Consider the following 21,677-nt stretch of genomic DNA (forward strand, 5'->3'; position numbering starts at 1 on the left):
GCCAGCCCAAGATCAAGAGCCATCGACAGCAAGAAGTTCGAAGGCTATGAATTTCTGCATCCTGATCCTTCCATGAAGGATACCTGCACAATTGTGTTGGCAGGTCTGGTCCCGCATATTGGGTATGATTCAAAGAGGCAGTGGTCTGCACTTTATCTATGTGGATTCCATGGTCACCAAGTGGGACTACTGCGAAGGTAAGGTGCTGGATCAACTGCATATCCACTACAACATCGGTCACTTGTTGACAATGGAAGGCGACTCCGTCTCTCCTGACGGCAAGTATCTGGTCGCCCTCAACAAGTTGGCCATTGATCGATTCAATCCTGTCGGTCCCCTGCATCCGCAGAACCATCAGCTGATCGATATTAGCGGCGACAAGATGCAGCTGCTTTACGATATGCCGATACCCCTGGGTGAACCCCACTACGTGGTGGCCATCAAGGCCGACAAGCTGAAACCTGCGGTTCGCTACAAATCCGGTTGGGACAGCCGTACCAACAAGATATCACCCTGGAAGACCCGTGCAGGGCGCGAGAAAGTGGTACGCAAAGACGGTGTAGTGCATGTCTACGGTACCGTTATCCGCTCCCATATCACGCCTGAGATCATCGAGGTCGAAGAGGGTGAGACTGTCTCGATCCATCTGACCAACCTGGAACGTGCTGAGGATGAGACCCACGGTTTCGCCATGTACAGCCAGAACGTCAACCTCTCGATTGAGCCTGGCAAGACTGTATCCGCCACCTTCGTAGCCGATAAGGCCGGTGTCTATCCCTACTACTGCACCGAGTTCTGCTCCGCCCTCCATCTGGAGATGCAGGGTTACCTGCTGGTCAAGCCCAAGGGTTATGTGGCCAAAACTGGCGCGAAGATGACGGAAGGTCAGAAGTACACCAAGGCTGATTTTGACAAGCAGGTCAAGGTCAATATCGACACCCAGGCTATAATCAACTCGGTGGTGGCCTTTATCACCGCCCACAACTACAAGGACTTCCCTGAAGTTGTAGCCTTGGTTGAGGACGCATTCGACCAGCTTGGTTTTGCTGAAGAGTCCAAGAAGAAGTCTGAGGGCTATGCCGCAAAGGGTGACTACCAGAACGCGACGCTTTGGGCGGGTCAGCACTGGCAGTACCAGGTCAAGACCGCAGACATGGGTCTGCGTGCCAAAACCTTCCTTGAGGAGCATGGCGCCAAAAAGGTCGAAGTAAAAAAGGCCAAATAATTGCTGAGAAGCAATTAACCTGAAAGGGAGAGGGGACCTAACGGTCCCCTTTCTTGTTTATAGATGGTAATTTGGCCGAGAATTATAGCTGTATGGTTAGCTGGATTTTCTCCTGATAGCGATTCAAAACCAGGTGATATCCACTATAAGCCGCACTAATATAGAGGGGTTATATTTGATGTTTCTCAATGCGGGAACCTTTACCCGGTGAGAGACTCCCATCCTATGGAATAGGTTGCCCAAAGAGGGGCGTATTGTCTGAATAAAGAGGAAATACCCATGTTGAAATTGATCACTTTTGCCGCAGTAGCCGTGACTCTCTCTCTTGGAGGGATTGGTAATGCAGTTGCTGCTGATGGAGCTGCGCTCTTCCAGGCCAAGACCTGCTGGTCCTGCCATGGAAAAGATGCCAAAACCCCAATTATGCCCATGTATCCCAGGTTGGCTGGCCAAAACGCCGACTACGCCTTTAACCAGATGAAAGACATCAAGTCCGGTGCTCGCAACAACGGCCAGACCGCTGCCATGAAGGGTGTGATGGGACTGGTTAATGAAGACGAGATGCGCGCGATCGCAGACTGGCTTGCCACTCTGTAGCCCAAATAATCCTGCACTGAGTTCAATCCCGGCGTTGGATTGGTCCTGGTGCGGGTTTGATGTATATCAAAGAACGCTAATATTCCATGTGAAAGAATCCGCCTCCGGAACGGATGTTGAATTTCCGGTCAGACAGGGGGCGCAGCGGCGGCCTGGTGTGCATTAAGAATGTGTTTGTACCCCGACACCGGGGAACAGGAGAAACTGTTAATGAGTATTAAATCTGTATTGACGACCCTTTCACTGGCTTTGGGTTTAGCCGTTTCCGCCAGCAGTTTTGCTGGAGAGGGCGCCGCCCAGGTAAAGGATGTCAAAGACTGGAACAAGGCGGGTGGTGAGAAGACTGAAGCCATGCTCCTGACCCCCGACAAGCCACGTGGCATCGTAGTCTATGAAGTCTGCTCCGCCTGCCATCTGCTGGAAGGCTGGGGCCTGAAGGACGGTACCTTTCCTCAACTGGCCGGACAGCATCGCAGTGTGCTGGTCAAACAGTTGACCGATATCCGCGCCAAGAACCGTGACAACCCCACCATGTACCCTTTTGCGCTGGATGAACAGATTCTGGCTGTGTCAGGTTATCACGAAGGTGAGATGGATCCAGCTCAACTGGTTGCCGATGTCACCGACTACATCTCCAAGCTACCCATGAACCCGGATAATGGCAAAGGTCCCTGGAATGAACTGTTTCCAGAGTTTGCCCAGGGCAAAAAACTCTATGCCGACAACTGCACCCAGTGCCACGGCGACAACGGAGAAGGCATGGAGGATAAGTTCTATCCCAAGATCCATGGTCAGCACTACTCTTATATGCTGCGCCAGTTTGAGTGGATTCGCGACGGCAAACGCCGTAATGCTAACCCCGACATGGTGAAACAGATCAAAGGGTTCTCCGACAAGGATATGCAGATGGTCATCAACTACGTATCCCGTCAGAAAGTTCCCGCCAAGGATCTCGCACCTTCCAAAGATTACCAGAATCCTGATTACGATTGATCAATGACAACTGTACCGGATGTTTGGAAAATCCGGTACAGGCTCTCCCTCTAAATTCCCAGGAAGTCGCTTAAGGTGCTTCTTCCAGAGTTCCCTGGAGTCCCTCCGGGGGACTCATCAACAAAATGTCAGTGATTATGCAAAACAAGCAAACGCTCCTAGTCGCAATACTCTCTCTAATCGCTGTAGGTCTGCTTGCAGTCATCTTCTATAGCCCGATCTGGTGGGTCTCTCTCACCGCGCCCAACTACCCTGAAGAGTCCTTTCCGGATGGTGTGCGAATTCATTTTCACATGAATGGCGTCTTCAACGGTTGTCAAAAGCAAGACAAGGCTGAAATTACTGAAGATGAAGCACTCGATTGTGTGCATGAGATGGACACCATCAACCACTATGTCGGCATGTATCCCATCGCTGCTGGTGGTCCGGTAGAGCGAGGCTTTGGTCAGTTTCTGATGGTGTTCATGGTCGTTATGTTGTTGGGATTTTTATGCACCAAACCAAAAATCCGCATGGCACTGATGAGTGCAGGTTTTGCAGGTATCGCTCTCTGGATGTATCTCAGCATGTATGGTGAAGAGGGTTTTAATCTGCAGAATGAAGGATTTGTCACTGCACTGGTGACCTCTCTTGACCAGGAGGCGGCCGGCGAGTCGTCGGAACCCGAAATCGTGATCGGTGGCATTACCGGTGTCCTGAGAAGTTCGCTGGAGGCGTCCGGCGTTGAGGTTATCCTTCCATCTGAGGTGGCAGCCGCAAAGGCAAAGGCCGACAAGACCCATGCCAGCAAGGCACATCTGATCGAACAGCTCAGGACAACCTACGATATCGACCAGGTCAAGTCGGATAAGCTGCAGCCCTGGAACGGCAGTTCATTCCAAGTGATGTCCTGGCACTATGGAAAAAGCCTGGGACGCTATTTCAATAACCAGGAAGAGATCGTGCCGATGGTCGCCACCCTGGAAACGGCAATCAAGGTTGTTTTCTTTGGTCTGCTGGCGGCGATGGTGGTTGTGGTAGTCGGTGCACGCAAGAACAATAGCTTCTTCTATTGGCTGTTGGTACTGGTGCCGATGGCGCTGCCTCTCTTCTTCCTCATCGACTATTCTGCCTGGCTCTGGTGGTATGGGCACACCCTGAATGATATGGGCGCCTTTTCGGTCAAACCCTTCATGCCGACAGTGTTTGGTGATGGTAAGGTGGCTCAGTTTACGACCCACTCCTATCCCTCTATAGGTTTCTTCTTGATGCTGCTAACGTCGGTGGTACTGGCTGTGGCGGCATTGATCCGTAAGAAGCAGTTTAAGGAGTTGAGTGATTGAAGCCATCGCTTTGGTCGCATGCGCTGGTTTGTCTTGTCTCTCTGCTGCTGCCTTTGGGCAGCAGCCAGGCGGCCTACCCCTCCTTTCAGGCACTGGTCGATGCGGCTGACCCTAAAGGTACGCTGATTCCGCCGCCCGGCACCTATGCCGGGCCGGTTACCATTGAGAGCGCCATTACCATCGATGGTCAGGGGAAGGTCACCATCGATGCCGGTGGTAAGGGTTCTGTCATCTATCTGGATACTGATGGTGCAACCCTGAAAAATCTGCATCTGACCAACTCTGGTGAATCCCACAACGATATCGATTCGGGGGTTCAGGTTCGTGGTAATTTCAATGTCATCAAGGATAATGTCATCGACAATACCCTGTTTGGCATTGATCTCCAGCAGTCAGAAAACAACATCGTGCAGCGAAACCGCATCTCTTCCAAGCCTTTCGATCTTGGCATGCGGGGTGATTCCATTCGGCTCTGGTACAGTTTCAACAATAAGATTACTGACAATGTCATCCGGAATTCCCGGGACATGGTTGTCTGGTACTCGGCAGATAATCTGATTGCCCGTAACGATTCCCGTGGTGGCCGATACTCCCTCCATTTCATGTATTCGAAATTCAATGAGGTGATTGAGAATCACTACGAAAACAATTCGGTGGGTATCTTCCTGATGTACAGCGACGGTGTACAGGTGAAGAATAACTATATCGCCCACGCTCAAGGCCCGACTGGGATGGGCATTGGTTTTAAAGAGACGTCCGACGTGGATATCATCGGCAATCAGATTCTCTATTGCGCCACCGGCATCTATCTGGATATCTCGCCTTATGATCCTGAGACAACCAATCGACTGAAGAATAATCTGATCGCCTATAGTGGAATTGGTATGCTGTTCTTGAATGATTGGACGGGAAATGTCCTGGAAGGCAATAGTTTTAAGGGGAATATTACCCAGGTTGCAGTTTCCGGTGCGGGTAAAACAGCAAATAGGAACGATTGGTTCGGAAACTATTGGGACGACTACCAAGGTTTTGACCAGAATCGCGATGGCGTGGGTGATAAGCCCTATGAGCTATACAGTTATGCCGACAGAATCTGGATGGATGTGCCGCCTGCTCGTTTTTTCAAAGGCTCGCCGGTATTGGAAGTGATGGATTTTCTGGAGCGACTCGCCCCGTTTTCAAATCCCAATATGCTGGTTAGAGATAAGCGGCCGATGATGGCTGTGCAATTGGCTGTTGCTGAGGCCGGGCAGGAGAGCGAACCCGCTGTAATAGACGAAACAACCGGGGGCGAAAACGTAGAAGGTCAAGACGCGTATGATCCGCTGAGGGCGCTTAGAGAATCGCTGGGCCGATAGCCGTTGGATAACTGCTTCCTGTAGGCCTGATCAAGCGCAACGGATCGGGCATTCACGAAATGTCGAAACAGATGGGGTTGCCGGTTTCACTGCGCTTGAACCGGCCTACTTATCGATAGGTAGCAACAACACAAAATTCTGGAGGCAGGGTTTCTAATGAGTGACAAAACGACAAAAAAACCCAAAGCCAACAAAAAGCTCTCGCCAAAACGGAAAGAGCAGAGCCGACGGGAATTTCTGCGTTCCACAGTATTGACCGTAGGCGTTGTTGGTGTTTCTCTGCTCGGAATCATTCCTGTGGTGCAGGGAACATCCATCCGGCTGCGTCCCCCCGGTGCGATCAAAGCCCCTTTCGATGAGCAGGAGTTTTTTGCTTCCTGTATCAAGTGCGGCCAGTGTGTGCAGGTTTGTCCGGTCAATGCCATCAAACTGGCGGATCTTGAAGATGGTTTTGGTATCGGTGTTCCCTATATCGATGCCCGGGCTCAAGCCTGCGACTTCTCCTGCGACGGGCTGCAGTGTGTGCTGGCTTGCCCAACTGGCGCTTTGACCCATCATCTCGACTATCCTGCTGATACCCGCATGGGCTTTGCTCGTCTCGCCCGCCCCAGGGCCTGCCTTGCAGTACAGGGTAAAGGTTTCAAAGGTCAGGCCAGGGGACCGGATTATAAGGGGCTGTTACGCTATGACGAAGTGGACCGATGGAATCCCATCCTGGTGGCGGATCACCCTTACGACCTGGAGCTATGCGATCTCTGTGTGCGACAGTGTCCCATCGAGATTCGTATTACCCAGTGTGCGGAAAAGGCGAAGCAGGCCGAAGCCTCTGGAGACACAGGCAAAATTGCCCGGGTTGCGGAACAGCATGGCAACGAATGTCCACCCAAGCACGCCATTGCGCTGGAACCTTTCGAATTACCCAATGGGGAGACACGGATGAAACCCGTGATCAAGGAGGGATGCGTTGGTTGCGGTGTCTGTGAAATGATCTGTCCGGTGGAATCCGCTGCAATTGTGATCGATCTGGATAAAACTGCTGATACGTTGGGAGGTTGATATGCGATACATTATGGACTCCCTGTCGCAGATATTTGGCGCCAAACCCCGACGGCCCTCGAAGGAGGAGCAGCCACCCGAGCTGTTAGAGATCTATCAGGGCAAAAAAGGCAATCTCTCCAAGGCGGATGTCGAGGCGGTGCGCCACGAGCACCACAATGCCTGCTGTAATAAATGGCAGCGACGGCGCTGGATTACCCTGATACTGGTGAATGTGCTTTTTGTCGTCTCCTACTATTTTGACGTACAGCTGCTGGAGGGCGCACTCACCGCGTCACGCTTTGTGGGTTTTCACATGGCGGATCTCAACTCAGCGCTGCAGGTGGCTTTGGCTTATAAGCACATCGTGCTGAATCTGGTGATCGGAACAACCACGGTTTTTATTATGTGGCTGTTGCTCGGTGGCCGCACCTTTTGCTCCTGGGTTTGCCCCTACCATCTGTTGGCTGAGTGGACGGAATATCTCCACCTCTGGCTGGTGAAGAAGAAGCTGATCAAGAATCACACATTCAACCGCAAAGTCCGTGGTGTTTTCTACGTAATATTCGCCTTGCTCGCGTTGATCTCCGGATATACCGTTTTCGAGACCATCTCTCCTACTGGTATATTGAGTCGCGCCCTGATCTATGGACCCGGTGTTGCGTTGATCTGGGTGGGAGCGCTGCTGCTGTTCGAAGTCTTCTACTCCCGTCGCGCCTGGTGCCGTTATGTTTGTCCAATTGGCGTCACCTACGGCGTCGTGGGTGTGTTGTCTCCGCTGCGGGTAAAGTACAATGCCGAAGCTTGCCACCACGAAGGCGACTGCCGCAAGATCTGTATGGTGCCTCATGTGCTCGATCTGACTATCCGTGGGGCAGCCTATGATATTAATCAGGATGTAGGTGCGGACTGTACCCGTTGTGGAATGTGTGTGGATGTCTGTCCCACTGGCTCCTTAGTCTATGAATTTAAAGGTTTGAGTAAACTGCTCTGATCCACGATACGGCCCGCATGAAGCTTGCAAACTGCGGGGCTGCCAATGATTTAGCTATTCTGTTCCCGGATGCCGCAAGCGTCTTCCGGGTTGCGATGATTGATGATTCAGTTTGAAAATATCGTAAAACGATTTCGACGCAACGAAGTACTTAAAGGTGTGAACCTGACGATTGAGCGGGGACACAGGGTCGCTTTGGTGGGTTCAAACGGTGCCGGTAAGACGACGCTGATACGTTGCCTGTTGGGTGAGTATACTTGTGATGGCCGGGTGCTGGTGGACGGCATGGACCCGCGCAAGCAGCGGCGTGAAGTGCTCTCCAAGGTCGGTTTTGTGCCGCAACTGCCACCCCCTCTGCGCATGCCGGTGGGGCAGTTGATTCGCTTTGCCGCCAGCCTTTGTGAATCCGATCCTGCCTGGATGCGCGATGTGGCACAAAAGCTTGGGTTCGATGCAGAACAATTTCGCCACCATCCCTTCGTGAAACTCTCCGGTGGACAGAAACAGAAGTTGTTGATTGCCATCGCCCTCGGGCGGGAGAGTGAGCTGTTGGTCATGGATGAACCCGCAGCCAATCTCGATCCGGATGCCCGGCACATCTTTTTTCAGCTGCTGGCGGAGAAGCAGGAACGCGCGGCGATGTTGATCTCCAGTCATCGTCTGGATGAGGTTGCTACGCTCGTAAACCGGGTTATCGAGATGGATCAGGGCAAAGTGGTCCTCGATGACCGTGTTGCTGACCTGGTGGAACTCTCCTCCCGTCTGCGTTGCCGGTTGCGTTTGACTCAGCCCGAAGCGGCGTTTGCCAAGACTATCGGAGAGTGGGGATTTCAGGGTGGTGCAGACGGCGTGACCTGGGAAGGCTATATTGCCGGCCCGGACCGGCTGCGCTTTCTTGGCGTTCTCTCCCGCTATGCGGCACTGCTTGCCGGCATAGAGATGGAGGAGGCCGAGGAGCAGGTGGCGGCTGCCGATGTCAGCTAAGCGCAGTTACGGCCTGCTTGCGGGGCTGGCTATTCTTCTCCTGACTGCCTGCTCCGGTGATCCGGGTACGGGCCCCAAAGAGGTGAAATGGGATCGGGTTGCCTGTGAACGCTGTCGCATGGTACTCAGCGACCGGCACTATTCCGCCCAGATTCGCTATTTTCCAGAAGGCAAACGCTCCAGAGTGGTAGGTTTTGACGATATCGGTTGTGCAATGCTCTGGTTGGACACCCAGCCATGGAAGGATGATCCGAAGACAGAGATCTGGGTTACCGATTTTCGTACCGGCGACTGGATCGATGCGCGCACCGCCACCTACGTAAAAGAGAAGATTACACCGATGGAGTACGGATTGGGCGCCCAATCAGATCCGACGCCGGAAGGACTCAATTTTGCCCAGGCGAAACTGCACGTCATCGAAGTGGAGAAGCGTTTCAGCATTCATGGCGTTCACTTGCTTGACCGACTGAAAGAGCAGGCGGAGCGACGCGATGCCAGGCGCAAGGCCAAACAGGCGGAGCAGGCTCCACCTCCAATCATTCCAAAGAACCAACACTGATGAAATATCTCTGGCTTACTGCTTACACAGACATAATCGAATCCCTGCGAGCCCGCTGGTTCATGGTCTATTCCATGGTGTTTGGCGGTTTGGTGGTGATCCTCTTTGCCTTTGGCCTGGCCGAGTCCCGCATCATGGGTTTCACCGGTCTCTCCCGTCTGCTGATCACCTATATCCAGTTGTCGATGGCGATACTGCCGGTATTTGTATTGATCACCACGGTACGCTCTGTGGCAGGGGATCGGGAGGCGGGCATCTTTGAATATCTCCTCTCTTTGCCGATCACACTGAGCGCCTGGTTTTGGGGGCGGGTGTTTGGCCGTTTTTTCGTTGTCTTCCTGCCGGTGTTGCTCGCGATGGTGGGCGCGGTTGTCTGGGGAACAATAAAAGGGTCTGAAGTGCCGTGGGAGCTGCTGGTCTACTATACCGGCCTGCTCATGTCTCTCGCCTGGTGCTTTCTCGGTATTGGTATGTTGATTTCAACCATTGCACGCTCCTCCGACGTAGCACAGGGTGCCGCTTTTGTCGTCTGGTTGAGTCTGCTGCTCTTTCTCGACCTGATACTGCTCGGTGTGATGATTCGTGAACATCTGCCGCCGGAGACCGCGGTGGCTATCGCACTGGCCAACCCGATGCAGGTATTCCGTACCGCCACCATGATGCTGTTTGATCCGCAACTGGTGTTGCTCGGTCCAACGGCTTATGTGATCCTGGATAATTTTGGCCAAGCGGGTTATATCGCCTACGCTATTGTCTATCCGATTCTGCTGGGTACCGGCTGTGCCTGGTTGGGTTATCTGCTGTTTAAACGCAGTGATTTGCCTTGAAAAGAAAGGTTAAAGGCGAAAGGTGAAAGGTGAAAGGCTAAAGGTGACTGTGCCTCCGGATAGGCTGAACCCTGTAGCTTGGTGTACCGTAGGCGGTTCAAGCGCAGCGGAACCGGCACAACCAAAAGCGTTCTGCAAAAGCCTGGATGCCCGATCCGCTGCGCTTGATCTGGCCTACCTGTTTGACACAAGATTCAGGCAAATCTTCGATTTGCCAGCCTTTAGCCTTTAACCTATTTCTTTAGAAATCATGAAAAAACAAAACTCCCTCCTTTGGCTGGTCGCCGGGTTCCTCCTGGCAGCTTTTTCGGCAGTTGCCATCTATAAAGTCTGGCCTCTACTGCATCCGGAAGTGTTGATTTCCGCCTCTCTTGATGCAGAGTGCGATCTGCGCGCAGGTCCCTGTAAATCCCAGTTGCCAGACGGCAGCAGTATTTCGTTCTCTATTGAACCTCGCACTTTGCCTCTGGTGAAACCTATTCAACTGGTGGTCGAGATTGAGGGATTGGAGGCGGAGCAGGTCGTGGTGGATTTCAGTGGGGTCGATATGAATATGGGCTTCAATCGACCGGCGCTGGCAAATCAGGGAGATGGACGTTTTGCAGGAAAAGGGATGCTGCCTGTCTGTGTGCGTGATGCCATGGAGTGGGAGGCCAAGGTGCTGGTCAAAACGCAAGATGGCTTGGTTGCTGCACCTTACCGATTTATCACGGTCAAGCCAGGTACGTCTCTGCCTGGCAATTAGTCACTCTTCTGGTCAAATGGATGGATAAGTATGCATGGCCCCAAGTGGAGCCATCTCAGTCATCCAAAATGGATAGATAGGCGAAGATGTCTGTGAGCTCCTCGTCGCTGAAGTCCAGCAGTAACTCCTCATCGGGCTCGCTCTCATCATGGATGCGGATTCTCTTGCGATACTTTTCCACCTGACGCCAGAGGTAGTTCGTATACTGCCCGGCCAGCATAGGTGCCGCCTTTTTTAGGTCGCCCCAGCCGTCGCGGCCATGGCAGGAGCCGCACTCCTTACGGTAGCTCTTTTTACCACGCACGATATCCCCCTTGGCACGAGGAATCTGCATCAGCCTTTTCGATTCCAACAGGCGGGCATAGGCATTGAAATCCGGGTCATTTTCGTCGGCGGGCGGGAGTCTTGTTTTTAGTTTGATCTGTTCCAGATAGAGGGAGATATCCTGGATATCACTGTCCGGCATCTGGCGTTCGTCGATATACTCGACCATTGCCAGGTTGGGGCGTTTGCGGTCACGAAACAGGTGGAGTTGTTTTGCGGTAAATACGTTCGGCATGCCCGCAAGACGTGGATATTCACCACCTTTTCCGCCCTGTCCAAATTCACCGTGACATCCAGCGCAAACTTCATTGATCTCTTCACCATTTTCCGGATCGTATTCATGGCCCACAGCCGACATTGAAAATATCATGCAGAAGAGCAGGGTTATTTTGTGTGGTTTGTTAAGGCGGGTCATTGCGCTCTTTTCTATGGTTTGGTATCTGTCTGTTATAGCCAGGGTATATCCGAATCACGGCAGGTATTTGATCAGGGTGTCGGCCCTCTCTGCTTTAACGTAGATCAACTTTCGATGATGAAGTTCAAACCATCAAGTCCACCTGAGTTATCAGTATTGCCGGGGCAATGGCTATCGGAAACAGCTATCGGGTTTCCTGAATCCCCGGCAGTTTTGCTGGATGGTGAAATAACCAGCTATGTCAGCCTGGAACGACAGGTGGATGTTGTCTGCATCCGCCTGGCTCAAGCTGGAGTTTCCGGTGTGGTGGCTATCTGCATCGAAAGTCGCTGGATGTCACTGTTGCTGTTTCATGCGGCCCTGAAAATGGGGTTTGCGCTGTTGCCCCTTGATCCATCTATCCCGGCAGAAAGGTATTTGCCGCTGATCCGGCAGAGTGGTTGCCGATTTGCCGTTGTGGATAACGGGATGGCGGATTTCTTCGCAGAGGTTGATTACATCCCTGCGTCCAGTTTGTTGGAACAGGCAGCGCTCTCTCATCAAATTGGAGTGGAGCCCAACTCAATTCAAGACGGTTCAACCGTGTTATTGGTCATCACTACCAGTGGCACCACGGGGGAGCCAAAAGGGGTAATGTTGACAGGCGCCAATCTGGCTGCCAGTGCAACTGTGGCCACGAGATACCTTGATCTCAAATCGGGTAATTGTTGGCTGAATTGTATGCCGATGGCCCATATTGCAGGCCAGATTATCGCGCTACGCTGCCTGCGTGTCGGTGCTGCGATGCTGCTGCATCAGGGGTTTAATGCCGCGCGGGTATGGGAAGATATTTGTCATCAGTCAGTCAGTCATATATCGCTGGTGCCTGCCATGCTGGCGAGTCTGCTCGATGTGAGCCAGGGGCCACCGCCTGCAAGCCTGCGTGTTGTCCTGATTGGTGGAGGTCCGCTCTCGACTGTTCTTGCTGAACGTGCCCACCGTCTCGGTTGGCCGATTGTTGTTAGCTATGGAATGAGTGAGACCGGATCACTCTGCGTGGCGGATAACACTGTTCGCGCTGGATTGGATGCGGGTGTGGTAGGCATGCCGTTGGAGGGATTTGAGGTTGCGCTGAGCCAGACTCCGGCAGGTAGAATTCGTCTGCGGGGAGCTGCGGTGATGGCAGGTTATGTCAATTCGCAACTGAATCCTGGAGATGGTTTGCAGCAGGGTTGGTTCGAAACGGGCGATCTTGGGGAGTTCGATGAAGCGGGTCGCCTGCGGGTAGTCGGCCGTGCGGATGACGTTCTTGTTTCCGGCGGCAGCAACATTCATCCTGCCCTGGTGGAATCGCTGCTGCTGAAGTGTCAGGGGCTGGAGCAGGTTGGTGTAATCGGGAAAGACGATCCGCTGTGGGGCCATCGGCTAGTCGCATATTATGTCGGTACGATATCCGCTGAGACGCTTGAAACCTGGGCACGTACCAATCTACCGGGCAAACTGCGTCCCAGGGAGTTCTGTCAGGTGAAGTCGCTGCCGCTAACCCGTTTGGGAAAGCTGGATCGGAAGGCACTCAAGGCAGATAGTTAGACAACGCCTCCCGCAGGTCGTCCGGCAGAGGTCGGCGTTCTCCTTTGTATGGGGAGATCAGGACGTGACTGGTCTCCACCTTCGCCAGTTCATTTTCATCCTGATTATGGAAGCTGTAGCTGACAGTGAAGGCGCTATCTCCAATCGTTGCCACTTGCAGCTGAACGGAGACCTTATCACCATGCCTGATTGGGCGAAGAAATGTGGCTTCGGTATGGATCAAAGGCAGATGCTGGTTCTCTTCGATCAGGCATTTCAGTTCAAAACCGATATCCGCCATGAATGCCTCGTAGGCATTATGTGCATGGCGCAGGATGTGCGTAAAAAACATGACTCCGGCCGCGTCGATGTCATGTAGCGGAACGGTAAATTGATATTCGTAGGTAGGCATAACGTTAGGCTGTGGTGATTGGGCCGATTCCAAGTCCGTGCGTATCAGGTAATACCATCTCACCGTTGATGACAGCAAGGGGTTCTGCGATGTCCTCTGCCAGCCATTCACTAGTGGCCAAACCCTGCGCCAGATGTCGGGAGGAGGGAATGGCCGCCGCCAACTGAGCAGTTGCCAGTACGCCTACCGCACTGTCGACAGTCGTGGTGACCACGCACTCCACGTTAGCGGCTGCTGCCGATTCGGCAAGTTTTCTGGCGCAGAGCAGGCCACCGATTACCATAGGTTTGAGGATGAATCGTTTCACTGGAGGATGTACCAGGAGCCTGTCGATATGAAGTTGCGCAAGCGATTCATCAAGGGCCAGTGAACAGTCGGCCCGATGCTGTAGTTTTGCCAGAAGTTTCAGATCAGGTTCACGCAGTGGCTCTTCAATGGAGTCGATGGGCAGTCCACGAACGCCATCAATAAAGTACTCCGCATCCCGGAGCTTCCATGCCCGGTTGGCATCCAGTCTGAGTCTGATCTTTTCCGCTAGTTGTTGTGCCAGTTCATGCAGTTGGGCCAGTTCATCCTGCGGACGCCGTACACCGACTTTTATCTTCAAGGTCGTAAAACCCTGCTCTATTTTATAGAGTGCCCGCTTTTCTATTGAGTCGTCCAGTGTACCGATCACTGCGTTCACCAAAACGTGGTCAGTGGCTTTTGTGTTGAGCCAGTGGCGCAGTGTGATCTGATCAGACTGACCTATGAGATCGAGTAGTGCGGTCTCCAGGGCGAAACAGGCTGCAGGGGGTTGTGGGATGCCCGCAGTGTATCTCCGTAGCAGTTCAGAGGGCGATTTCCCCTCCGTGGTCGATAGCTGTTCTTTCAACCACTGCTTTGCAACCTCTGGTGGCTCGGTTCCGGAAACCGGCAGTGGGGCACAATCCCCCATAGCCCTTGGCGCCATTTGCGTACCAGAGGAGAGTTCTATCATCCAGCCCTTTCGCTCCTTCATCCACCATACTGCTCTGCCACTGCCTACCAGGCGGCGGTGAATAGAGATCAATCAGGCCGATTGAATGTGCATTCAGATTGGCGATCCCAAGCTCAACAGCAATTGAAACATAAGCCAACAGTTGTATTGTTGTGCTTCGTTCAGTTACGTATTGCTATGCCTGATTGGGCGAGAAGAAATGTGGCTTCAGTATGGATCAAGGCAGATGCTACGGGTTCTCTTTCGATCAGGCATTTTCAGTTCAAAACCGATATCGCCGCAGATACTTCGTAGGCATTATGTGCATGGCGCAGGATGTGCGTAAAAAACATGACTCCGGCCGCGTCGATGTCATGCTGTGGAATAGTAAATTGATATTCGTAGGTAGGCATAACGTTGGGCTGTGGTGATTGGGTGATTCAAGTCCGATGCGTATCAGGTGTACCATCTCACCGTTGGTAACCAAGGGGTTCTGCGATGTCCTCTGCCAGCCATTCACTAGTGGCCAAACCCTGCACGCCAGATGTCGGGAGGAGGAATGGCCGCCGCCAACTGAAACGGTTACTTGAAAATTGCGCCTACCGCACTGTCGACAGTCGTGGTGACCACGCACTCCACGTTAGCGGCTGCTGCCGATTCGGCAAGATTTTCTGGCGCAAGTAGGCCACCGATTACCATAGGTTGAGGATGAATCGTTTCACTGGAGGATGTACCAGGAGCTTGTCGATATGAAGTTGCGCAAGCGATTCATCAAGGGCCAGTGAACAGTCGGCCCGATGCTGTAGTTTTGCCAGAAGTTTCAGATCAGGTTCACTCAGTGGCTCTTCAATGGAGTCGATGGGCAGTCCACGAACGCCATCAATAAAGTACTCCGCATCCCGGAGGTTCCATGCCCGGTTGGCATCCAGTCTGAGTCTGATCTTTTCCGCTAGTTGTTGTGCCAGTTCATGCAGTTGGGCCAGTTCATCCTGCGGACGCCTTACACCGACTTTTATCTTCAAGGTCGTAAAACCCTGCTCTATTTTATAGAGTGCCCGCTTTTCTATTGAGTCGTCCAGGGTGCCGATTACTGCGTTCACCAAAACGTGGTCAGTGGCTTTTGTGTTGAGCCAGTGGCGCAGTGTGACTTGTTCAGACTGACCAATGAGATCGAGTAGTGCGGTCTCCAGGGCGAAACAGGCTGCAGGGGGTTGTGGGATGCCCGCAGTGCATCTCCGTAGCAGTTCAGAGGGCGATTTTCCCTCCGTGGTCGATAGCTGTTTTTCCAACCACTGTTTTGCAACCTCTGGTGGCTCGGTTCCGGAAACCGGCAGTGGGGCGCAATCCCCATAGCCCTTGGCGCCATTTGTACAGGAGAGTTCTATCATCCAGCCCTTTCGCTCGCTAAATCCACCCATACTGCTCTGCCACTGCTGCCTGAGCGGCAGTGAATAGGGGATCAATCGGGCCGATTGAATGTGCATTTCAGATTGGCAGTCCCAAGCTCAACAACAGGCCAAACATAAGCTGTAGTTGTGCGGTGTGGGTCAGCAACTGATTGAATGCCGGACCGGCAGGAGTTGAGATGAAACGTCGCAAGAGTATAACGGCCCAGGGCAGAACAATAAGCGGTAGCCAGATGCCGGGGCTCTCTTTGCTCATTGTCAGAGGCAGCAGAAATGGCGCCAATACCAGGAAGCCATAAAGTACCCTGGCGCGCTTCCGGCCCAGATGGAAGACCAAGGTTAGTTTGTGGGCGATCCGGTCGGTATCGAGATCGCGGTAGTTGTTGACCAGCAGAACAGCTGCGGCCAGAAATCCCACCGCACAGGCTGTGGCAAAGGCATTGAGGGATAGCGTCAGGGTCTGGATATAGTAGCTGCCCATCACTGCAGCGAGCCCAAAGAAGAGAAAGACGAACAGTTCACCAGAGGCGCTATAGGCGATGGGTTTGGGACCGCCGGTATAGGCATAACCCGCAGTAAGGGAGATGAGTCCCAAGGCGACGATCGGCCAGCCCCCTATCCAGGCCAGATAGATTCCGATAAGAAAAGCCGCGCCGAAGCTGAGATAGGCTGCCTGCTTGACCTCTGCGGCAGTGAACCAGCCCTCTGCCGTGGCGCGGGCGGGGCCCAGGCGAGCTTTCGTGTCGGCCCCCCGCTCATAATCCGCTGCATCGTTGTGCAGGTTGGTGCCGATCTGAATCAGCAGGGCGCCGAGTAGGGCGGCAACGGCGGTCAGCCAGCTGAATTGCGAAGTTTCCGTCCAGGCGAGGCTGCTGCCCACCAATACTGGCACCAGAGAGATGCCCAAGGTTTTTGGGCGTATGGCGAGCAGCCACTGTTTCATGGGCGGCGGGGGAATTTGTCGAAGTCCGCCGGGCGTTTTTCCACGAAGGCGTCGCGCCCCTCCTGAGCCTCATCCGTGAGATAGAAGAGGGCAGTGGCGTTGCCGGCCAACTCCTGGATGCCTGAGAGGCCGTCGGTTTCGGCGTTGAATGATGCCTTGAGTACGCGTAGAGCGGTGGGGGAGAGGGTGAGCATCTCACGGCACCACTCTACTGTCTCCTGCTCCAGTTCCGCCAGGGGTACAACCTTGTTGACCAGCCCCATATCCAGTGCCTGCTGTGCATCGTACTGGCGGCAGAGAAACCAGATCTCCTTGGCCTTTTTTACTCCCACGGTGCGGGCCAGCAGTCCCGCGCCCAGTCCACCGTCGAAACTGCCCACCCGCGGCCCCGTCTGGCCGAAGCGGGCGTTGTCTGCGGCGAGGGTGAGATCACAGATCAGGTGCAGTACATGGCCGCCGCCAATCGCATAACCTGCGACCATCGCCACCACGGGCTTTGGCAGTGTGCGGATCTGCCGTTGCAGTTCCAGTACGTTGAGGTGTTCCACACCCTTGGTGTCCCGATAACCGCCGTCACCGCGAATCTTCTGATCCCCACCGGAGCAGAAAGCGAGATCACCTGCGCCGGTGAGAATGATGACGCCGATCTTTGGATCGAGATGGGCATGGCGGAACGCCTGGCTGAGTTCCTCCACCGTTTCCGGCCGAAAGGCGTTGCGAACATGGGGCCGGTTGATGGTGATCTTGGCGATACCCCCCGACTGGTGGTAGAGGATATCTTCGAATGTCAGGTTCGGCGGCGTCTGCCAGCTGATGGGGGTCTGCATGGGTTGCCCTGAGTGTTTTAAAAAAACGATTCTAACAGGCTTAGGGTTTCAATTTCAGATAGGCCTGTCGTTGAGGTTCCGGCAGTTTCTCTATGGCATATCGCAGCATGGTGCGTGGCATGGTTGCAGCGTGGCGATCGAGAAATTGGATCTCTCTGGGGAGATCCCGTTTGCCGATCTCCCTGAGCATCCAGCCGACTGCTTTGTGGATCAGGTCGTGGGAGTCATCAAGCAGTTTCCCGGCTATATTGAGCGCATCTTCGAACTCCCCGTTTTTGATGTAACGGAAGGTGGCGAGCATGGCGATGCGTCTTTGCCAAAGGTCATCCGAGTCAGCCCATTCGTAGAGCTGAGACCTGTCGCGCTGTTCCAGCCAGGCACCGATGATATGGGGCGCGGAGCTGTCAACCAGATCCCAGTTATTGATGTACTTCATGTTGCGGACATAGGTCTGATAGATCCTTTTCTTTGCCGCAAGCTCGCCCTTCTCAAACTGCTGGATGAGGATGAAGAGGGCGGTGAGGCGCTCTTCATGGAACGCCGACTGCAGAAGCTGTTCCACGGCTGGAAGGGCAAGGGTCTTGAACTGTCTGGCAACCTTGCGTTGATCCGGCACCACCACGCCATAAAACCGGTCTCCCTCGCCATACTCGCCGGGACCGGTCTTGAAAAAGCGTTGCAGTATCTCGGCCTTGCCGGGCGTGATGCGGGACTTCAAGGCGCTACGCAGGGCTGAAATCTCTTTTGTATGGGACATTGATTAAGGAATGGGGGTTAAGCTTGGCTCCGTTCACCAGTGATCGATTGCCAATAGTCAGTCTGGCGTTGCCGGCTCAATTTGCGATCGATCATGACCTCGATGATCGTACCCTGTTTTGCGGCAATGGCCTCGCACAAAGCGGGTCTGAATTCGGCCTGTTTTGTAATACGGCGATAGTCGATCCCAAACAGCTGCGCCGCGTGAGAGAAATCCAGGCCCGTGGGCATCAACCAGTGTTTTTCAAAGCCTTTCAGTTCGGCCTGCGGCAGCTGGCCAAAGATGGCGCCGCCGCCGTTGTTGAGCAGGATAATAGTCGCGTCCAAATCCCGCATGGCCAGCAGACCATTCATGTCGTGAAAGAAGGTCAGGTCTCCCAGCAACCCGACTACCGGCTCATTGCTGGCAGCCGCGATACCGAGCAGGGTGGAGATATTACCGTCGATGCCGCTGGCGCCCCGGTTGGCGAGGATACGGATCGTCTTGCCGGCGGTGCCGCTCCAGCTGTCGAGTTGGCGTATGGGCAGGGAATTTCCGCTGAATAGCGTGGCGCCGGATGGGATGCAATCGAAAATATCGCCGATGATTTTGTCTTCAAAGGGGAGAGATTCAGGGGCAGGTTGCCGGCTGTTTAACGCCCTCTCCTGAGCGGCAAAGTCATTGAACCAGTGATCCCCGGCAGGGACAGGATTCATCTCCAGCAATTTTTGGCACAACAGCGTCGGCGTGGCGCGTATCATCTCCGTCACCTGATGCAGCGGGTCGGGCCAGTTGCCGAAAGGGTCACAGAGCAGGGCGGGGGCATCACTCCCCTCCAGATAGTTGAGCAGGGTTTTGGAAACGGGCGCTACGCCGAATCGCAATACCCATGCGGGTTGATGCTGTTGACGGAAATCCGCATTGCGCAGAAAACCGTCATAGCGACTGATGATGTGCGACAGGTCATGATTGCCGAAACGCAGCTGGCTGAGTGGGTCGGCGAGAATCGGCGCTCCCAGTGCTTTGGCCAGTTTTGTCACGGCATCCGGGAACTTGGCGTGATGGGCATTGGCTCCACAGACGATCACTCCGGGTCGGCCCGATAGGCAGGTGTGGATGTTTGTCGTCTGATTCACATCCGGCAGGATTGATGGCGTCGGTGGTGTTTGCCTGGCTGCTGCTTTGGGCAATTCGGGAAACTGCTTTGGTGCCAGTGGCTCTCTGAAGGGAAGGTTGAGATGCACCGGCCCGGGATTGGGCCAGCAGGCCTGGTGGCCGGCGCGAACCCCCAGGGCGCGGATATAGTCTATTGCCTCGGACGTAGCGGGTCCCGGATCGTGAAATCCGCGTACGTGGGAGCCGAACAGCTGGTTTTGATCGACAGATTGGTTGGCGCCACAATTCTGTAGTTCAGGTGGCCGGTCGGCGCTGAGCAGGAGCAGGGGGATGTTCCCGCGGTTTGCCTCGATAACGGCGGGATACCAGTGTGCGGGAGCGCTGCCTGAGGTGGCGATCACGATTACCGGTTTGCGGTCGTGGCTGGCGAGACCTAGTGCAAAGAAAGCCGCACTGCGTTCATCGGGATGGTGCCAGCTGGAAATGTCGTGTCGCCGCTCAATCGCAAGCACCAGCGGCGTGGAGCGGGAGCCGGGAGAGATTACGGCATGATGGATGCCAGTAGCCACTATCCCGTCGATCAGTGCGTCTGCCCAGCGTAGATTGAGGGTTGCGGTATCTTCATTTACGCCTTTCGTAGGTTCAGGCATTTTCCAATGCTTCCAGCATTGCAAAGAATTTCAACTCTGTCTCCTTGAATTCGGCAGTAGGGTCTGAACCGGCGGTAATTCCGGCGCCTGCATAGAGCTCCGCACAGTCACCATCGAGCAGGGCGCAACGCAGGAGTACGGCCAACTCTCCGTCTCCAGATGCGCTCAGCCACCCTGCCGCGCCAGTATACCAACCCCGGTTGAGTGGTTCATTCTGCTGCAGCCAGGCAAAGGCCTTTCCGGATGGTGCACCATTCACCGCGCCGGTGGGGTGCAGTTTGGCAGCGATATCCAACAGGCCGATACCAGGATTTATCTCACCTCGAATTTCAGTCCAGAGATGTTGCAGGTTTCGAAGTGGCATCAGTTGCGGCTTTTGGGGGTGCCGCAGATGGGAGCAGAGGGGGGTCAATGCCTGTTTGATGGTATCAATCACGACACGGTGTTCATGTGCCGTCTTGGGATCAGACAGCAGTGCCTGGCCGAATGCCAAATCTCTGTTCTCTTCGGCGCTGCGCTGTGTTGTGCCGCCGACCGCATCACAGATGATCTCTGAGCCTCGGCAGGAGAGCAGTCGTTCCGGCGTGGCGGCGGTCAGCGTTACCCCATTGAAACGGGTGGCGAAATGGAGACTGCGGGGATAGAGGCAGTTCAGGGTTGCAGAGAGCTGTACAGGACTCAGTGTGTGCTGGGCCTGCACCCGGATATGTCGAGCCAGCACAGTTTTTTCCAGTTCGCCGCGTGTTATCCCGGACTGGAGTTGCTCAACCAACCTCAGCCACTTATCCGGTGTCGGGGTCGATTCAATCCGGGTCAAGGTTGTGCGTTGTCCCGATGGTCCCGGTTTATGTGACAGTGTGGTAATCAGTTCTTCGAGGCGTCCGATCCACTGCCCCAGGATGACGTCTCTGTTGTTTTCGACGCTGCTGTCCCAACTGCAGGAGAGTACACAGCTGTTGTCACTCTGTTGCAGCAGCAGTTGTGGGAGAAAGAGACCGGTGTTGGGCATACCTTTCCATGCCGCATCCATAGGGTCGTCGGGTGCAAAGGCAAAGCCGATGAAAACGATGGGGTGACAGGAGGTCTGTTCAGGATCGAGCCGTATCCAACGGCTTTGCAACTGCTTGTATGCGGCTGCCAGTCGTTTCAACCGGTCGTCTCCGGATGTGGTGACAGTCAGCGCATCCCCGATGCCGATGACATATTCATCCTGTTCGGGTTTGGCCCAGAAAAACCAGTTGTCGTCAGCCATGGCCGACAGATTGTGCAAGTGGATCTCGGGCAGGGGCAGCGTCAGAGTGACGACCTGATCTGAGGGTGCTGTTTTGGTCTTGCAGCACCTTCTGGAGTTTTCTGGACGCGCTCGGAGAATGGCGCCTGACGGTCGTATGGACTTAATGGTACCTGATTCAGAAATAGGAAGGAGATTTCATGCTGGCCAGGCATTACGTTTTTTTCTATGTATGGCCTATTGTGGGACTGTGGCGAAAGAATCCGCGAGGAACTCTCTTGCGTAGTAGGGTCTGACAAATACAACCATTGAGAGATAACAGGACGATGAACAGACAAAAGGGTTTTTGTTGCTGAGTGTGGTTCGGGCTGGTCGGCGCGTTTTTACTTTTGATCTGACCCAATACCTTACCCTGGAGCCTGCAGGCACAGAGGGATGCATTGATCGAATGGCGGCGGTCTGAGCCTTTATT

21 protein-coding genes are annotated in these 21,677 nt (G+C 54.1%); 12 read left to right on the plus strand and 9 right to left on the minus strand.

The window, feature by feature from the left end:
- Positions 1-124 precede the first annotated feature (124 nt).
- The 11 genes from G9Q73_RS18580 (at position 125) to G9Q73_RS18630 (ending at position 10,639) form a co-directional block, all read left to right on the plus strand.
- Positions 125-1,225 carry a cupredoxin domain-containing protein gene (locus G9Q73_RS18580; protein ID WP_304956624.1) on the plus strand — a complete coding sequence of 367 codons (1,101 nt, stop codon included), beginning with the start codon at positions 125-127 and terminating at the stop codon, positions 1,223-1,225.
- Between the two features lie 279 nt (positions 1,226-1,504).
- Positions 1,505-1,822 carry a c-type cytochrome gene (locus tag G9Q73_RS18585; RefSeq protein ID WP_177421109.1) on the plus strand — a complete coding sequence of 106 codons (318 nt, stop codon included), beginning with the start codon at positions 1,505-1,507 and terminating at the stop codon, positions 1,820-1,822.
- Between the two features lie 210 nt (positions 1,823-2,032).
- Positions 2,033-2,815 (plus strand): c-type cytochrome, encoded by a 783-nt coding sequence (locus tag G9Q73_RS18590; protein ID WP_177421110.1) that lies wholly within the window; start codon positions 2,033-2,035, stop codon positions 2,813-2,815.
- A gap of 137 nt (positions 2,816-2,952) precedes the next feature.
- On the plus strand, positions 2,953-4,137 hold the full coding sequence (locus G9Q73_RS18595; RefSeq protein ID WP_246345399.1) for a hypothetical protein: 1,185 nt from the start codon (positions 2,953-2,955) through the stop codon (positions 4,135-4,137).
- Positions 4,134-5,495 (plus strand): nitrous oxide reductase family maturation protein NosD, encoded by a 1,362-nt coding sequence (gene nosD, locus G9Q73_RS18600; RefSeq protein WP_177421112.1) that lies wholly within the window; start codon positions 4,134-4,136, stop codon positions 5,493-5,495. Before G9Q73_RS18595 ends, nosD begins: the two co-directional genes overlap by 4 nt.
- 156 nt (positions 5,496-5,651) lie before the next feature.
- On the plus strand, positions 5,652-6,551 hold the full coding sequence (locus tag G9Q73_RS18605) for a 4Fe-4S dicluster domain-containing protein (RefSeq protein ID WP_177421113.1): 900 nt from the start codon (positions 5,652-5,654) through the stop codon (positions 6,549-6,551).
- 1 nt (position 6,552) lies between these two features.
- A complete protein-coding gene (locus tag G9Q73_RS18610) occupies positions 6,553-7,524 on the plus strand; it encodes a NapH/MauN family ferredoxin-type protein (RefSeq protein ID WP_177421114.1) in 972 nt (323 codons plus the stop codon).
- A gap of 102 nt (positions 7,525-7,626) precedes the next feature.
- The gene (locus G9Q73_RS18615) at positions 7,627-8,508 is read left to right on the plus strand and encodes an ABC transporter ATP-binding protein (protein ID WP_177421115.1); all 882 of its coding nucleotides are present in this window, start codon (positions 7,627-7,629) and stop codon (positions 8,506-8,508) included.
- Positions 8,498-9,067, plus strand: coding sequence for a nitrous oxide reductase accessory protein NosL (locus G9Q73_RS18620; RefSeq protein ID WP_177421116.1), 570 nt, complete (start codon positions 8,498-8,500; stop codon positions 9,065-9,067). Before G9Q73_RS18615 ends, G9Q73_RS18620 begins: the two co-directional genes overlap by 11 nt.
- The gene (locus G9Q73_RS18625; RefSeq protein WP_177421117.1) at positions 9,067-9,894 is read left to right on the plus strand and encodes an ABC transporter permease; all 828 of its coding nucleotides are present in this window, start codon (positions 9,067-9,069) and stop codon (positions 9,892-9,894) included. Before G9Q73_RS18620 ends, G9Q73_RS18625 begins: the two co-directional genes overlap by 1 nt.
- A 250-nt stretch (positions 9,895-10,144) precedes the next feature.
- Positions 10,145-10,639 carry a hypothetical protein gene (locus G9Q73_RS18630; protein WP_177421118.1) on the plus strand — a complete coding sequence of 165 codons (495 nt, stop codon included), beginning with the start codon at positions 10,145-10,147 and terminating at the stop codon, positions 10,637-10,639.
- Positions 10,640-10,694: 55 nt separating this feature from the next.
- Here G9Q73_RS18630 and G9Q73_RS18635 read toward each other — a convergent pair whose 3' ends face one another.
- Positions 10,695-11,378 carry a c-type cytochrome gene (locus G9Q73_RS18635; RefSeq protein ID WP_177421119.1) on the minus strand — a complete coding sequence of 228 codons (684 nt, stop codon included), beginning with the start codon at positions 11,376-11,378 and terminating at the stop codon, positions 10,695-10,697.
- Between the two features lie 114 nt (positions 11,379-11,492).
- On the opposite strand from G9Q73_RS18635, the gene G9Q73_RS18640 reads away from it, so the two are divergent.
- Entirely contained in the window at positions 11,493-12,947 is a 1,455-nt protein-coding gene (locus tag G9Q73_RS18640; RefSeq protein ID WP_177421120.1) for a class I adenylate-forming enzyme family protein, read from the plus strand.
- Here G9Q73_RS18640 and G9Q73_RS18645 read toward each other — a convergent pair.
- The 8 genes from G9Q73_RS18645 to G9Q73_RS18680 all read right to left on the minus strand — a co-directional run bounded on the left by G9Q73_RS18645 (position 12,931) and on the right by G9Q73_RS18680 (position 21,391).
- A complete protein-coding gene (locus G9Q73_RS18645) occupies positions 12,931-13,338 on the minus strand; it encodes an acyl-CoA thioesterase (RefSeq protein WP_177421121.1) in 408 nt (135 codons plus the stop codon). The two genes, G9Q73_RS18640 and G9Q73_RS18645, sit on opposite strands and share 17 nt — an antisense overlap.
- 4 nt (positions 13,339-13,342) lie before the next feature.
- Entirely contained in the window at positions 13,343-14,338 is a 996-nt protein-coding gene (locus G9Q73_RS18650) for a mandelate racemase/muconate lactonizing enzyme family protein (protein WP_177421122.1), read from the minus strand.
- Between the two features lie 650 nt (positions 14,339-14,988).
- On the minus strand, positions 14,989-15,780 hold the full coding sequence (locus tag G9Q73_RS18655; RefSeq protein ID WP_177421123.1) for a mandelate racemase/muconate lactonizing enzyme family protein: 792 nt from the start codon (positions 15,778-15,780) through the stop codon (positions 14,989-14,991).
- Position 15,781: 1 nt separating this feature from the next.
- Complete coding sequence (locus tag G9Q73_RS18660) at positions 15,782-16,645, minus strand: 1,4-dihydroxy-2-naphthoate polyprenyltransferase (protein ID WP_177421124.1); 864 nt, start codon at positions 16,643-16,645, stop codon at positions 15,782-15,784.
- A complete protein-coding gene (gene menB, locus G9Q73_RS18665) occupies positions 16,642-17,472 on the minus strand; it encodes a 1,4-dihydroxy-2-naphthoyl-CoA synthase (protein WP_177421125.1) in 831 nt (276 codons plus the stop codon). The genes G9Q73_RS18660 and menB overlap by 4 nt, the downstream gene beginning before the upstream one ends.
- Before the next feature lie 40 nt (positions 17,473-17,512).
- Positions 17,513-18,229, minus strand: a complete 717-nt coding sequence (locus G9Q73_RS18670) for a DNA alkylation repair protein (protein ID WP_177421126.1) — start codon at positions 18,227-18,229, stop codon at positions 17,513-17,515.
- A gap of 17 nt (positions 18,230-18,246) precedes the next feature.
- Positions 18,247-19,974, minus strand: a complete 1,728-nt coding sequence (gene menD / locus G9Q73_RS18675; protein WP_177421127.1) for a 2-succinyl-5-enolpyruvyl-6-hydroxy-3-cyclohexene-1-carboxylic-acid synthase — start codon at positions 19,972-19,974, stop codon at positions 18,247-18,249.
- A complete protein-coding gene (locus G9Q73_RS18680; RefSeq protein ID WP_500814668.1) occupies positions 19,967-21,391 on the minus strand; it encodes an isochorismate synthase in 1,425 nt (474 codons plus the stop codon). The genes menD and G9Q73_RS18680 overlap by 8 nt, the downstream gene beginning before the upstream one ends.
- Between the last annotated feature and the right edge of the window lie 286 nt (positions 21,392-21,677).

It is taken from the genome of endosymbiont of Lamellibrachia barhami (assembly GCF_011947365.2).
GTDB lineage: Bacteria > Pseudomonadota > Gammaproteobacteria > Chromatiales > Chromatiaceae > QGON01.